This window comes from Thalassospira sp. HJ, assembly GCF_000948415.1.
Classification (GTDB): Bacteria; Pseudomonadota; Alphaproteobacteria; order Rhodospirillales; family Thalassospiraceae; genus Thalassospira.
Window position 1 is genome coordinate 173,087 of record NZ_JYII01000003.1, and the last position, 15,673, is coordinate 188,759.

The following is a 15,673-nucleotide window of genomic DNA, read 5'->3' on the forward strand; positions in this document are numbered from 1 at the left end:
TCAGTGATGATTGTTCAAACCGAACGCACAATTTTGCGAGAAGCAAATCATGATGATGCGCCGTTCATTCTGCAATTGCTGAATGAACCGGGCTGGCTTCGGTTTATTGGTGATCGCGATGTTCATGATCTTGCGGCCGCGCGCAATTATATCGATCAGCGTTTTCGCGAGATTTATGACAAGCTCGGTTTCGGGATGTGCGTTGCGCTTGAAAAACACAGCCAAAGCCCGATTGGCCTGATTGGCTTTGTAAAGCGCGATACGCTGGATGCGCCAGATATCGGCTATGCTGTGAGCGAAGCCCATCAGGGCAAAGGTTATGCCTTTGAAGTCGGCTCTGCACTGATAAAGCATGGCTGGAACGCATACGGGTTTGAGAAGATTTATGGGTACTGCCTGCCGGACAATGTGGCTTCTGTGCGCATGCTTGAAAAGCTTGGCCTGACCTATCTGCGCGATCAGGATGTCAATCAAACCGGCGAAATGTGCAGGGTGTATATGGCAACCCGGCCTTAAGACACATCGCCAAGACCAAAACAAAACCCCGCAATCTGATGATGCGGGGTTTCATCTAGCTATTTGCGCCGAATGCCGATCTTGCGCCCGACCCCGGACGGGATGGGCAAATCTGCATGGGCTTGCTTGATCTTGCTGAGCGTTTCCATGATGTCATCGGGGAACGGGGCCGAACGCCGTTCCTGCATGTTGATATGCATGGTGATGATTTCATTCGTCGAGGCCAGCCAGCCTTCAGTGCCGTGACGCATTTCGTGATACATGTGAATGCGCTTCTGATCGCAATCGAGAACCCGGGTATGGATCACAAACGGATCACCCTGATGGATTTCGCGATCATAGGTCACATGCATTTCAAGCCCGAAGGTCGACCCGCCGCGCCGTTCGGGATAAGTGTATCCCATCCCCACTGCATCCAGAAACGCCATTGATCCCAGATCAAATGCGACCACGTAATAGCCGACATTCATATGGCCGTTGAAATCAATCCATTCGGGTTTGATGTGCCCACGAAAGGCTTCAAGCGGTTCGGGCGCAAACAGATCGGTGCTGATCATTTTTCGACGGCCTTTACCACCGCGACGGCTGCAACGAAATCTTCAAGCGAATGTCCAACCGATTTGAAGACGGTGCATTCCGCATCAGTTTCACGCCCCTTGACCTGCCCACGGGTCAGGCCAAACAGATCACCAATGATATCGGATTTCGAAATCGCCCCGCTATCGATGGCCTGCACAACGTCGCCGCCTTCGGCACTGGCCCCTTCGAAACTGTCGACATAGATGCGGCATTTGGCCATGACCGCGTCATCGGTTTCACGCATGGTCGGCTTGAACGCGCCAACCAGATCAACATGCGTACCTTCGCGCAGCCAGTCACCATGGACCAGCGGTTCGGTCGAAAGCGTTGCGCACGAAATCAGATCGGCTGATTTACATGCCCCTTCAAGATCGTCCGTGCCCTTGGCGTTAAAGCCGAGCTCGGCAATTTCAGCGGCGAGTTTGGATGCCTTGTCAGCATTACGGTTCCAGATGGTGACGTTCTTGATCGGGCGGACTGATGCATGGGCCTTGATCAATTGCGGCGCCATTGCGCCTGATCCGACCATGACCATGTCGCTGGCATCCTTGCGCGCCAGATAATCACATGCCAGTGCCGATGCGGCTGCGGTACGGCGCGTGGTCAGTTTGGTGCCATCGATTACAGCGGACGGTTGCCCGGTGACGGCATCGAGCAGAACATAGGTCCCGGAAACCGCCGGCAGATTGCGCGCCGAGTTGCCCGGCACGACAGCGGCGATTTTAACGCCTGCTGCGCCATCCTTTTGCCAGGCCGGCATAATCAGGAAGGTTGCGTCATCCTCGTTGCTGCGTTCCATGTTGAAATGGCTGCGCAACGGTGCTTCACAGCCTTGTTCAAACCCGTCACGAAGGGCTTCGACCAGATCGCGGGGCGAGGCAAATTTTTCGATATCGTCGGCGGTAATGAAACGCATGGGCCTTCCTGTAGAACTGTTTTTCATTTCAGTGCGGTAGCAGGCATGTTTTATACCACGTCGCAGCCCGCACGTCACAGGAAGACCAGTAGATTATTATGCTGTTTTGAAGGGAAATCAGCGCGATTTACGGCAGCAAAAACCGTTTGAGCGTGCCAAACAGCGATCCGGTGCCGAGAAACAGTTCTTCAAGCACGGTAAAGTGGTTCGCACCCCACGCCTTGTAGACCGAAACCTTAAGCCCGGCGCTTCCGCAATAGGCACCATAGGCATCACTTTGGCGCACAAATTCCGGGCTTTCATTGCCACCCACAACCACCATCAAACGGGCATCGAGCGGCACCGCATCAAGCATCGGTGAATTGTCCGCCGCCGACGCTTCATCCAGGCGGATATCCTCATTGAGCGTTGTATGGCGAACAGGTTCAAGGTCAAAGACACCGGAGATCGGCACGATCGCCTCAAACGGCATCTCGTCACCAAGTGTTTCTGACCAGTCATGGGTCGCAAGGCGCGCAACGATCTGACCACCGGCCGAATGGCCGGAAATCGAAATGCGGTCACGGTCGCCGTTAAATTCTTCGATATGCTGATAGATATAGGTGATGGCGCGCACGGCTTCCTCGGTGATGTCCGCCACCGTCACATCCGGGCACAGATCATAGTTCGGGCAGATTACTGTAAACCCGCCAGCCACCAGATCGCGCGCGACAAAGGCGTAATCCTTTTTGTCCTGACTGCGCCAATAGCCGCCATGGAAAAACACATGCACCGGTGCACCTGGATCGGATGCCATAAAGACATCCATGGTTTCCTTGGGCCCCTTGCCATAGCGGACATCAAGCTTGCCGCCATACTGGGCACGGGTTTCGTCAGACAATTTTACGAACCGTTCGAAATGGGTCATGAAGTCCGGCACGGTTTCGCGCGGATTATATTGCCATTCAAGCTCTGCTGCTGTGAAACCGCCCCAAGCCATGGGAACCTCATTCTTACCGGTGAAAACGACCTCGCCCTCAATGATCTTTCTTTAATTTTGGACTGTTTGCAAACACTTCCAAACAGGCGGTGCTTTTAATCAAGCGCTCAATAGGAGCTGCAGACATAAAAAAGAGCCACGACCGGACGCAAAGTCCAATCGTGGCCCAATCCTTGACCAGTCATTCGCAGGGAGACTTCGACGGTTCGAATGTGTGGCTTTGAACCGCTGGTGACTGGCGCAAGGTAAACGGCTTAACCGGCCTTCTTGCCAAACGGATCTTCGACAATCGGCCACAAGTCACGGGTCAAATGGCGATATCCGTTGGTTTTCGGATCAGACGGGTATGGTCCGTGCACATCGACATAAATGATCTCGCCCGCAATCTTGGCGAAGGCGTCATAGAAGTGGTTTGTCGATTTGATAAACAGATACTTCTTTGATTTCGGATCGATGCCCATGTTCGAAAACAGGCTGGGATCAAAGCTTTGCGAACGGTTGGTGTTGAGGATGACCTCGCCGCCGCCAGGCAATTCAATGACAGCACAATCGCCAAGCGGCACGATGCTTTCGCCGAAATACTGCCAGGCATTGCGTTCAAGCTTTTTGACCCGAACTTCGGCATCGATCGGGCTTCCGGCGCGCGATCCGGTTTTGCCACCGAAACGAAGTGGCAGCGTTGCCCCCTCGCCCGCGGAAAAGCACGTGCGAACCGCCATTGGATCCCAAAGGGTGCCAACCGCAAAATCGGCCAAGCCACGTTCGATCACGGTGCGCAGCAATATGGTGCTGTCGCCCGGCACACCGCCGCCCGGATTGTCCCAGACATCGGTCAGAACAATCGGTTTGGCGTCCGATGCCAGGGCCTGATCAAGGGCCTCGTCCGGTGTTACGAATGTCGGGCGGGTGGCCCCACGGAAGCCAAACAACTCAACCCCCAGGTTTCGTGCTATCTGTTCGGCTTCCGCAGGGTTATCGTTGGTGGTGACAATCACCTTGGCCCCGAGATCGGGCACGTCACCAGCCATAAATCCGTGAATGAAGGATACCGACAGGATATCACCGGTTCCTTCCATATCCTTGGCACGATCAATGAAAGACCGCATCGGTTCACGCGATGTCGGCAACACCTCGATCATATGGCAGTCAAAGACTGCCTTGGTCGGCTTGATCTCGCCGCGCAAAGTGCGCAGCACAAGATCAACAACTGCCCGGCCGGTTTCGACAAAATCGGTGTGCGGGAATTCCTTGAAGGCGACGATGATGTCGGCACTGTCGACGCGAAGAGCCGTCAGATGGCTGTGCGGATCAAAGCTTGTCCCGATCACGACATCCGGGCCAACCAGTTCGCGAATGCGCGCAAGAAGATCACCTTCGCAATCAAGATAATCCTGGGCGACCATCGCGCCATGCAGACCAAGGATCACACCATCCACCGGCATTGCAGCGCGTAGCTGCCCCAAAACTTCATCACGCAACTGTTCATAGGTCGCGCGGTTGACCAGCCCGCCCGGCTCGGCCCAGGTGGCGGTACCTTCGATCAAATCCCAGCCTTCCTTGGCGGCGCGCAGGCGACCTTCGGTAAAGACGGCACTGCAAAGCGTCGGGGTGACAGGATGCTGGCCCGGCGGTGCGTAAAAGCTTTCCTGAAAATCGGAAAAATCAGTGCGCAAAGGTGAAAAAGTATTGGTCTCGGTTGCAATCGAGGCGCAAAAAATCCGCATGGCCCGTGCCTTTGTTATTGGTCTTTTGATATCAGCTAATGAATTCCGAAGGGGCGAGATCCCCGCCCCTTCGGCAGTTGTAATGGCTTATTCCATGTAGCGGTTGGCGTTGGCCTTCTCGACTTCTTCCTTGAACAGGTTCAGAAGCTTAACACCTTCATCGCCAAGGCTTTCCTGAACGTGCTGGACCACGACCGGCTGGGTTGCCTCTTTGAACTTTTCACGGTCTTCAGCCGACAGTGCGGTGATTTCCATTTTATCCTTAAGACCGGCCAGACCACGATCAGATGCCTCGATCACGCGCGACACACCACGGCTTGCAACAACGCAAGACTGGGCAGCGTAACGGATGATTTTCTGCTGTTCGGCGGTCAGGTCATCCCAGAATGCCTTCGAAAGCATCATGGTGTAGGGTGAGAACAGGTGGTTGGTGAGCGTCAGATACCCCTGCACTTCGTTGAACTTGGCAAAGGTCACGGTCGGAACCGGGTTCATCTGGCCATCGATTACGCCGGTCTGAAGACCAGCATAAACTTCGCCCCATGCCATCGGATATGCTTCGGCGCCAAGGGCCTGCATGATTTTCTGATGGGATGGCAGCGACATGGTACGAATGCGTATGCCTTCGAAATCTTCAAGGGTTGCAATCGAATGCTGCGAGTTGGTCACAGCAAAGAACCCGCCGGTATCCGGGAAACCAAGCACTTTCACATCGCCAAGTTCGCTTTCGATGTCCCTTGCAAGGGTCTCGCCGAACGGACCATCAAACACGTCATAGGTCGACGCGTTGCTATCGAATGCAAAGGCAAGGTTCAGAACGTCAATGCGCGGATAATAAGATGCCAGTGCACCGGTCGAGGTCAGCGTGCCCTGGATCAAACCATCGCGCACCATCTGAACATGCTCAGCCGCCGAACCCAACTGGTTGGACGGATAGACTTCGACTTCGATTTCGCCATTGGTGTCGGCTTCAACAATGTTGGCGAACACAGCCGTACACGCATGTGCCGGGTTTTCAAACGGGTCGGTCTTGTTGTCGTGCGCGAATTTGAGAACCTTGGTCTCGGCAAACGCCATGGACGTGCTGCCCATCAGCATCGCGGTTGCAAGGGCGGCTGCGCCCAAACGCTTTACGGTTTTCATTGATACCTCTCCTTGATGTAACGATTTTATGGTGTCCGGCATTGTTGTGATATGTGCCCCGGCCCGGACCTGACCGGGGCTGTCTTTCATCCCGCTGGCCTAGCGGAAGCCAAGCAATCGCGGGATCACGAGTGCGAGGTCCGACCAGAAGGCAAACAGGAACAGCACGCCCAGTTCGGCCAGCAAAAACGGCCAAAGCTGTGCGGCAATCTTTTCAAGCTTTTCACCGGTGACTGATGACAGAACAAACAGACAGGCCCCGACAGGCGGCGTCATCAGCGAGATGTTGAGCGCGAGGATAAAGATGATCCCGGCATGGATCGGGTCCATCCCGATCTGGATGGTCAGCGGCACCAGAACCGGGGCCAGAATGATCAGGATGGCGTTGATATCCATCACCATGCCGATCATCAGAAGCAGCCCGACAATCATGAAGATCACGATATAGGGGTTTTCCGAAACGCCCAGCACCATGGTCGCGACTTCTTGCGGAATGCGGTTGAAGCTCAGCCACCAACCAAGGATCGAGGCAAAGGCAATGATGACAAAGATCACCCCGGTCACACGCGCAGTGCGCACCAGCATCCTGAAGAAGTCCGCAAAGCTCAGCGCACGATAGACAAACACGCCAATAAACAGGGCATAGGCAACCGCCACCGATGCGGCTTCTGTCGGGGTGACGATACCACCAAGAATCCCGCCCAGAATGATCAACGGCATGATCAGTGCTGTGATCGATGATTTGAAAATCTTCCAGACTTCCAGAAGCGACGCGCGGCGTTCGTTTTTCGGCAGGTTCTTGGAACGTGCGGTCACGGCAATAACCGTCATGCAGATCAGACAAATCATGAGACCGGGCAAAATACCCGCGGCAAACAGCCCGCCGATCGAAACGCCCATCAGCGATCCATAGACAACCATCAAACCGGATGGCGGAATGGTCGGGCCGATGATCGACCCCGCTGCCGTCACGGCACAGGCATAATCACGGCGATAACCACGTTCGACCATGGCGGGTACAAGCGTCTTGCCAAATGCGGCGGCATCCGCGGTGGCAGCACCAGTCAGACCGGCAAAGAAAACCGATGCCAGCATATTGGTGTGCGCCAAACCGCCGCGCATATGCCCGACCAAGGCTTGCGCGAATTTCACCAACCGGCTGGTAATGCCGATATGGTTCATGATTTCGCCCGCCAGAATAAAGAACGGCATGGCAAGGAAGGGAAACACGTTCAGCCCGTTAAAGACCTTGCTTGGGCCCTGGGACAGGAACATCCCCCCGCCCATGTCAAACAGGCCAACAACACCGGCAACACCAAGAGCAAAGCCGATCGGCATGCCCAGAACCATCAGGACGACAAAGATAATGGCGACGATCATTCTGCGCCCTCCGCAAGATCAACCGGAACGAAACGGCCCTGATCACGCAAGGCGACAAGAAGAAGCTGAATAGCGGCAAGCAACGCCGATACCGGGACTGCCGCATAAGGCAGTGCGAGCGACATGCCAAAGATCATTGCCTGACGGCGCATGCCGCCTTCGGCAAAATCAAATCCGTAAATTGCCAGATACAGGAAGGCCGCAAGCGCAATCAGATCGACAAGGAACAAAATGGTGCGCTGGATCGGCATTGGCAGGGACAGAACAAACATGCCAATCCCGATATGTTCGCGCCGCGCGATCCCGGCCGAGATCGCCAGAAGGGCAGCCCAGATCATCAGGTAACGCGCCAGTTCTTCTGGCCAGGGTAGCTGCCAATGAAAGATGTATCGATCAACAACGCCCAGCCAGACATCAAGGACAAGAACAAGCATCAACACGGCAATGATGCGTTCCACGCCCCAGTTCAGGGACCGGCTCAGGGTTGCTGCAATGGTTTCAACACGGCGTAATGCCATCTTCGCCAAACTCTCCGCTGATGAATCTTTTATGTAATTTTTCTACATACTGATGCTCATTTTGTAGTTTGTCTACATAATTTACCTCCATAGTCTCATTTTTCACATGCATTCTCGTGAATATCGATGCTATAAGTAGCTTACCTACATTTTGTGCTATCGAAATCAATACCGAAATCGGCCACCTTCAACCCGAGAGATTTTTCAGTTTAATCAAGGCCAAAGCCGACATTTCCGATCAACTCCAATTGGCGCTCGATAGCGTAAACACCGACCGTCGCCGCCAATAGCTACATGGTCAATTTCGGTCGGGTTAATATCGAAGGACGTGATCGTCATTTGTTGCGTGCACAGGACGATTTCAATCGAATGCGATCGTCGGGCTTGAAACAGAAGTGATCGCCTGCAATCGGAAATAAGGCTATTTATCAATCGGATGTCGTTTTTGCATCCGCAACCAGACAGACGAAACGGATGGATTCCATGCAACAAACTGCCGATATCATCAGCCTTTTACGGAATCAGTCCGGCAAGTTCCCCAACCGCGAACAGCTTGTTGCCGACTATGTCAGCTCGCATCTGGAAGATGTCACGACCATTGCCCTGTCTGATCTTGCGAAAAACGTCGGGGTCAGTGAACCGACGGTCATCCGTTTTTGCCGGACATTGGGATGCGACGGGTTTCGCGATTTCAAAATTCGTCTGGCGCAAAATCTGGCTGTCAGCATTCAGTATCTGACATCCGAAGACATTTCGGATGACACCACGGCCGCAGACGTTCTTTCAAGCCATGTTCTGGGCGTTATCATTGATAACTTGCGCTTATTGAGGGATCAGATTTCGTCTGCCGAAATTGATCAGGCGGCAGATATCCTGGTCAAAGCACGACAGGTTGCATTTTTGGGTGTCGGGGGTGGTTCGACCACGGTGGCATTTGATGCCGCCAACCGTTTCTTCAGACTGGGCATCCCGGCGCAATCACAAAGTGATGGCTATTTGCAGCGCATGCTGGCCTCAACGCTTGGCGCTGAGGATGTTGTCTTTGCCATTTCCACCAGTGGCCGCCCAACGGAACTCATCCATTCCGCAGCAATCGCCCGCCAATATGGTGCAACAGTCATTTCCCTGACCAATCCGGACAGCCCGCTTGCGGCTGAAAGTGATCTCGTCATTTCGATCAATATGCCAGAAAACCCGGATATCTATAAACCGACCGCGACGCGCCATGCCTTTCTGGCAACCATTGACGTGATTGCAACAGCGGTCGCACGACGCATGCCCGATCAGGCCAAGGAAAAGCTGAGACGCATTCGTTCGTCCCTGCTCACCCTTAATCCCCCGACCGGACGCCAGCCAATCGGGGACTAAGGGATTTCTGCGCCTAGTAATCAAGCCTGTACTGAACGCCAGCCTTGCTGTCGATTTCGGTGCTCTCGCTGGTCACGCTGATATTCGGGGTGACTTCGATTTCGACTTCAACACCGCTTGATCCCGGGGTTGAGCCGGCCTTGGTGCCGACATAGACACCTTCGGTCAGGTATTTACCCACTTTGACCTCCGGCCCGTTTTCACCGCCACCAACGCGCAGAACGTCTGCACCAATGAACCGGCGGATACTGCCGACGACATCAAGTCCCGTACCACCGCCTGAAAGCTCATTGACGGCACTGGCCAGTTGAACGGCTTCGACCGCCGACAGGCTTCCCTGGGATTTCCCGAACAGGACCTGCGACAGAATTTCGTCTTCGGGCAGTGACGGGTTGGACGTCAACACCAGTTCCGGATCGCTTGACGGCCCCTGGAAGCCGGCGGTCACAACGAGATCCTCGGTGGTGTAAACCCCTTTGATATCAAGCATCGGATCGGGTGGCGATGCCCCGGCGAACGTGATTTGGGAATCGCGAATGACAAAGGTCTTGCCGATAACATCCAGTTGCCCGCGGAGCGCAGACAATTGGCCCGTAATGCGCGGATCATCCGTCGTGCCGGCAATTTCAAGCCGCCCGCCCCATTCGGAATCAAGCCCCTTGCCACGGACAAACAGGCGGCCGGGAATATCGACCGTGACGTCGAGATTCCCGCTAAAGCCGCTATCGGCTTCCTCGGCCTTTTGCTGGCTTTCGGTTTGTGACGCGTCAGGCAGGTTTTCGATTTCAATTGTCGGAACGGATTCCGGCAACGCCAAGGTCAGATCGACCTCGCCACGTTGAACGGTAACTGTACTTTGAATGTCGGCTTCGGATTGCGAACCGGTGACGCTGGTTTGGACATCTGCCCAGAATTGCAGCTCATCCTTGCGCGACAAGGCGACGTTGCGCAGATCCGCCTCAACGTCATAGCGCACCTCCCCACCATCAAGCAGATCAAGATCAACCGACGCATCAAGCGTGCCGTTGCCGCCATCGGTTGCCGTGATGGACGGAATGGAAAGGCCAGCCTGATCAAACGTGCCCTGCAGTGTTATCTGATCAAGGATCGTACCGTATTCAAGGTTTTCATAGCGTCCATCAGATAGCGCCATATCCCCATTCCAGCGGATATCACCAAGGGTACCATCGACATCAACCGCAAGCTTGATCTTGCCAGACATCTGGTGATCTGGCGCCGGGACATAAGGCCAGAATTCGGCAATCTGTCCATTTAGCCGTACGCGTCCTGTCACTGGTGCGCCAAGATCCGGGCTGAATTCCTGTTCAAGCACGGAAATCGCAAGCGGTACGCTCCCTTCGGCCGACAGGGCCTCGATATCGCCATTGCCAAGCGATGCCTGACCGGCAAGTTTTCCTTCGGCAAGCGTGATATCAAGAAGCATCTCAAACGGCTTGAGATCTGCGACCGCCTTTGCCGTAATGCCGGAAATGCGCCCATGCACCTCGGCATTGGGCAAGGTTCCGCGTGTTTCGCGCAGGTTGGCATCAAGGTTTGCCGTACCACTTAGCCCGTCAAAGCCGGAAATCCGCCCCCAAGGGCCAAGCTCAACATCATTGAGATGCACTTCACCGGAAATCGATCTTTGGGCCGCCTCCTGATCAAGGCTAGCAACCAGACGCCCTGTCCCGACAGTAAGGTCGGCATCAAGTTGCTGGCGGCCATTTTCGCGCAAGATGAATTCCAAAGGCTTGCGCAGGCCAATCGTCTGATTACCGATCACGGCATCAAGACGGCTGGCGGTAACCGCGATATCATTGCCAAGCGACAGATCGGCAACCAGATCAGCTTCAAGCGGCACATTGCCCTGATAAAGCCCGGTGCTGTTCATGGTAATGCCAAGCGCATCCAGCCCGCCTTCAACCTCAAGCGCCACCTTGCTGATCACAACCGTGCCCGCCGTGATATCGCGCCCTTCAAGATCGGCGGTAATTTCGGGGGCTTCAAACGCATTACCAATTGTTGCGGTCAGTTCGACATCTTCGATCATTGTCGGATTGGCGTCATCACCGCCAGCCATGCGCAAGCCCCGGGCAGATGCGTTTGCCGTGATGCTTTGACGGCCGTTTTCCGGGCGCAGCGCAATATCAGCGGCGATAGTGCCATTGATAAAGCCAGCCCCGAACTGATCAAGCCATTCTGCATCCAGATTGGAAAGAGCAAAATCACCGCGCATCGGAATGCTGTAATCGGGCAAGGCAAGATCACCGTTTAGCGCGATATGCTCGCCCTTAAGCGAGATCGCCTCGACCCGCAAGGCATCGTCGGGCAGGATAACATTCGCGCTGACCTGATACGGACGATTGCCAAAGGTGAACTTGCCATTGTTGCCGATCGACAGGACGGCCTGATCGGACCAGTTCATGCGACTGTTAAGGACGACATCCGAAAATGACTGTCCTGAAACGTCAACGCTTGGTACCTGCAACTCGATCGTTCCCGGCGGTGCGGCAAGGTCCCCATCAAGATTGGCCGTCAGCTTCGCCGGGGCCATTTCTATGCCGAGATCCGGCGGCACAACGTTTGGTGCAATATCAAGCGCGCTTTCAAGGGCGAGTTTTTCGAACGCCTCGGTAATGCGAAGGGTCAAGGGGCCGTTGATCATCGCGGTTTCAAGCGCGCTTACATCAACAGTCAGATCAAGATCAGGTGCCAGCGTGACAGTGCCGGTAATTTTGGGGTCTGTCCCGACAATGCGATCAAGATCAGCAATACCAAAGCCCGCCTGTGTGGCTGAAATCTCGATCCCGGTTTCAAGGCCGTTTGCATCGGACCATGTAAGCTCGGGTAATGCCACCCGCCCCTGCCCGCGCAGATCGAGCCCCGAAATCGGGGCAAAAATCGCAAGATCACGGACATCGGCGACGAGGTCAGAGGTGGTAACAACCAAATCCTCGCTGATATCCGCCTGACCGCGCAGCGTCATTTCCGGCACATTCAGCGCCAGATTGCGGATCGCGATATCGGCAAAGTCCGGTGACATCTGCACATCAAGCGACAGGCCCTGACTGCCCCCCAAGAACGCGCCAAGCCCCGCATCATCCCAATCCGTACCAGACGCCGAAAGCGCAAGCACCGCATCAAGTGGATCATCAGGATCATCGGGTGCTGCCATATCAGCCTGCAAGGCGACATCGGCAATACGTGAAACCGGCGTTTTCACATCGCGGCCATTGACGCGCAGCGACACACCGGGCATCGCAAGGTCACCATTGGCCTGAAGTGATAGCCCAAGTTCCGCCCACGACACAGCACCATCCAGAAGTGCTGACATCCCGGGATCAACATCGGCAGCCAAATCGGCCGTGATCAGGCTTTCATCAAGATCAAGTTCGGTTGTACCCGACAGTGAAAGCACATCTGCCATCGCAATCGACAGACGATCAAACGCAAGGGTCTGGGCCGATTGATCAAACGCCCCGCCAATGCCAAGGGTGATTTCCTTGTGCAAGGAGGCCGGGAGTTGTTCACGCACGCGCTCCTGCGGCGCAACCGCACCGTCCAGACCGAATGCCAGAACATCCGATGACAGTTGTACGGCAATATCGCTTTGAAGTGCGGCGTAGCCCGCAGCGGAAAGGTCAAGCGTGCCTTTCCAGTTATCGGCCGGCCCATCACCGCGCAGGGCAATATTGATATCGGTTGCCGTTTCCGGATCAACACCGGCCAGCGTCATGACAAGTTCATCACGACCCAACGCGCCATCAATCTCGGCCGCCAGTTGCTGCCGTGGTCCATCGAAGGAAAGGTCAAGCTTCACCTGATCGGTGCCACCATCGCGTGGCTGCAAATCAAGGAAGGCCGTCGCTGACAGGTTCGTTCCGACCTTTGCCCGACCGCTTAGGCTGTAGAGGAAACTCTTGCCCGTCAGTTGATCGACAATGGCAATTTCGCCGAGCTCAAGCGCATCAAGTGACACGGCAAGCGGGATGGCAAAACCACCGCCCTCGCTCTCTACTTCCGGGGCAGGCTCGGAACCCGTGCCATCGGGCAAAATGACATTGGCCGTTGCCAAACTGACGCGATCAATTTGCAAGCGCCCGGTCAGAAGTGCCGTGGGTGACCAGTCAAAGGCGATATCATTGAGATCAAGATGAAGACCGTCTGTGTCCCGATCCATGATGACCTGATCAAGGCTCAACCCGGTCCAGAGACTACCTTCAATCCGCCCGAGGGCAAATTCGCTGTCGGTTGCCACAGACACGGTTTCATTGATCAACGGCGTTGCCATACGCAACACCGGCCCTGTGCCGGCCACGGCAATCACGCCAGCCAGGCCAATCACGGTTCCGCCAATACCATAGGCAGTATAACGCAGCCATTTTCGATTTTGACGGCGCGGCGTGGCAGGTTTGGGATCAATCGGTGGTGATGTATCAGACCCGGTCAAAATGCCTGCCCCAGACTGATATAGAACTGATAGTCGTCATCAACATTGTCACGTTTATCAAGCGGCACGGCGACATCAAAGCGCAGCGGCCCGACCGCCGTGTAGTAGCGGAAACCAAGACCAACCGCCCACAGAAGATCAATGTCTTCCGGCTCGGATCGGGCGTAGACGTTACCGCCTTCGATGAACGGCACAACGCCAAAGCTTTCTGTCACACGGGCACGGAATTCAGCACCAAGTTCAAGCACCGCACGCCCGCCCAACGGGTCATGTTCGTCATCAAGCGGCCCAACCTTCTGGTATTCATAACCCCGGATCGATCCGCCACCACCGGAATAGAACCGTTTGTTCGATGGCAGGCTGCCACGCTCCTCGCCAATGATGGTCCCGGTGCGCGCACGGGCCGCAAAAACGTAATCGCCATCGTCATCAACCGACAGATATTGCGATCCGGCAAGCGATACGGTGGTGAAATTGGTGTCCTTGTCTGTCAGGCCTATATATGGCGAGACATTGACTTCAAACCGGTTGCCACGGGTTGGGTCAAGCGGGTTGTCGGTATTATCATGACGCAGGATTCCGCGCAGACCAGCAAGATAGAATTCCTCGTTCGGGGAGTCTGATCCGGTCAGGTCGGAATATTCCGCGGTCACACCAAACGTTCCCGTCCAGTTTTCCCAAAGTGGCCGCTCGATACCGGCAAAGCTGTCCAGAGTTGAGCCACTATAGGCATCGGTGTCGTTATTCTTGGCATTGGCCTCGGCAACGAATGACTGACGGCGTTCAAGGAATTGCGGTTTTTTGAATTCGGCTGACAGGCCCTGCTCAAGACTTGAAACATCAATGCCCAGCCGCAGGCGTTCCCCCGCACCAAACAGGTTGCGATGTTCCCAGAATGCGTTGGCGCCGGGGCCTTCGGCGGTTGAGAAATCGACCCCGCCACCGATGGAGCGCATCTTGCGTTCAACAACATCAATCTCGACCGGGACTTCGCCGTTTTCCTTTACCGGTCCGGCAACCTTGACAATCACGCTGTCAAACAGGTTGGTTTGTGCGAGATCGCGACGCGTGGTGCGCACCTGATCGGGGTGATATTGCTCGCCCGGTTCCCAGCTGTGATAACCCGCGATGAAGTCGGCATCGACATCCTGCGCACCGTTCACAGTGATATCGCCAAACTTGGCCAATGGTCCGGTATTTAAGGCGTAATTGATGGTGATCGTCTTTTGCGCAGTATCAGCCAGAATGGTGCGCTTGCCCGCCTCGACAAGCGGATAGCCCTGTTCGCGCAGGATATCGACGGCATATTGCTCGCCCAGAATAATCGGCTCAGCGGTGGCGCGCTGCCCGATTTCCAGATTGGTCTTTTCAAGCTCTTCGTCTGTCGCGTGGCGTTCCACCACCCGGTCGGGGCGCGTGACCACAAGATTGACCGCGGCGATCAGATAGGGCGTGCCGACATCAATGTTATAGGTCAGCACCAACGGTGTGGGCTGATCTGATTCTGGCTGATCAGTTGTCGGCTCCAGCACATCACTACCAGACTGACCATCAACCGGATCGCCCCCCGGCTCGGAGTTGGCATCGGGCTCTGGGTTTTCGGTTGCCTTTTCCTTGATATCAAAGGTGATCTGGCCGTCATAAAAGCCGTTTGACCGAAGAACCGCCTGAAAACGTTCGACATCATCCTCTGCCCGGCGCTGCAGGCCGGCGCGCGACGCGGTCGGGCGCGATTGCAGTCTGCGTGCGGTACTAACCGCTTCCAGGGCCGCAATCAGGTTTTCTTCCTGTGGATCAATGCCGGTGATTTCGACTTCATAGGGGATGGTCGATTGCAGATCATCTTGCACAATCTGGTTGTCAGACCCGCTTCCAAACCCGAGCACACCGTTCAAGCCTTCGTCTGAAGCGCATGCCGAAAGCATCGTTCCCGCCAACAAAAGCGGAACGATTGCAACCCGGCGCCCGGCAAACGTGACTTTTTCTAGGATGCGCTTATTCAAACCATCGTGCCCTTGAACGGTTCACTACCCCAGGATGATACGTGCGAACCTGATTTTTTGATCGTCTTTTCCATATAGGTTCAAACGATCAGGATCA

11 protein-coding genes are annotated in these 15,673 nt (G+C 55.2%); 2 read left to right on the forward strand and 9 right to left on the reverse strand.

The genetic code is table 11. The features are described 5' to 3' along the window. The first annotated feature begins 6 nt into the window (after positions 1-6). Positions 7-516 carry a GNAT family N-acetyltransferase gene (locus UF64_RS01485; protein ID WP_044826839.1) on the forward strand — a complete coding sequence of 170 codons (510 nt, stop codon included), beginning with the start codon at positions 7-9 and terminating at the stop codon, positions 514-516. A 59-nt stretch (positions 517-575) separates the two neighbouring features. Here UF64_RS01485 and UF64_RS01490 read toward each other — a convergent pair whose 3' ends face one another. From UF64_RS01490 to UF64_RS01520, 7 genes are all read right to left on the reverse strand, one after another. Next, a complete protein-coding gene (locus UF64_RS01490) occupies positions 576-1,073 on the reverse strand; it encodes a thioesterase family protein (RefSeq protein WP_044826840.1) in 498 nt (165 codons plus the stop codon). Continuing rightward, complete coding sequence (locus UF64_RS01495) at positions 1,070-2,011, reverse strand: ornithine cyclodeaminase family protein (protein WP_044826841.1); 942 nt, start codon at positions 2,009-2,011, stop codon at positions 1,070-1,072. The genes UF64_RS01490 and UF64_RS01495 overlap by 4 nt, the downstream gene beginning before the upstream one ends. 127 nt (positions 2,012-2,138) lie before the next feature. Then, positions 2,139-2,990, reverse strand: coding sequence for an alpha/beta hydrolase (locus tag UF64_RS01500; protein ID WP_044826842.1), 852 nt, complete (start codon positions 2,988-2,990; stop codon positions 2,139-2,141). Positions 2,991-3,244: 254 nt separating this feature from the next. Further along, on the reverse strand, positions 3,245-4,714 hold the full coding sequence (locus UF64_RS01505; protein ID WP_044826843.1) for a M81 family metallopeptidase: 1,470 nt from the start codon (positions 4,712-4,714) through the stop codon (positions 3,245-3,247). An 87-nt stretch (positions 4,715-4,801) separates the two neighbouring features. After that, positions 4,802-5,857 carry a DctP family TRAP transporter solute-binding subunit gene (locus UF64_RS01510; RefSeq protein ID WP_044826844.1) on the reverse strand — a complete coding sequence of 352 codons (1,056 nt, stop codon included), beginning with the start codon at positions 5,855-5,857 and terminating at the stop codon, positions 4,802-4,804. A gap of 99 nt (positions 5,858-5,956) precedes the next feature. Beyond that, positions 5,957-7,237 carry a TRAP transporter large permease gene (locus tag UF64_RS01515; RefSeq protein WP_044826845.1) on the reverse strand — a complete coding sequence of 427 codons (1,281 nt, stop codon included), beginning with the start codon at positions 7,235-7,237 and terminating at the stop codon, positions 5,957-5,959. Further along, a complete protein-coding gene (locus tag UF64_RS01520) occupies positions 7,234-7,755 on the reverse strand; it encodes a TRAP transporter small permease (protein ID WP_044826846.1) in 522 nt (173 codons plus the stop codon). The genes UF64_RS01515 and UF64_RS01520 overlap by 4 nt, the downstream gene beginning before the upstream one ends. 483 nt (positions 7,756-8,238) lie before the next feature. On the opposite strand from UF64_RS01520, the gene UF64_RS01525 reads away from it, so the two are divergent. Then, the gene (locus tag UF64_RS01525) at positions 8,239-9,123 is read left to right on the forward strand and encodes a MurR/RpiR family transcriptional regulator (protein WP_044826910.1); all 885 of its coding nucleotides are present in this window, start codon (positions 8,239-8,241) and stop codon (positions 9,121-9,123) included. A gap of 13 nt (positions 9,124-9,136) precedes the next feature. Here UF64_RS01525 and UF64_RS01530 read toward each other — a convergent pair whose 3' ends face one another. Next, entirely contained in the window at positions 9,137-13,573 is a 4,437-nt protein-coding gene (locus UF64_RS01530) for a translocation/assembly module TamB domain-containing protein (protein ID WP_044826847.1), read from the reverse strand. After that, positions 13,570-15,576 (reverse strand): autotransporter assembly complex family protein, encoded by a 2,007-nt coding sequence (locus UF64_RS01535; protein WP_235284927.1) that lies wholly within the window; start codon positions 15,574-15,576, stop codon positions 13,570-13,572. Before UF64_RS01535 ends, UF64_RS01530 begins: the two co-directional genes overlap by 4 nt. Positions 15,577-15,673: the final 97 nt, after the last annotated feature.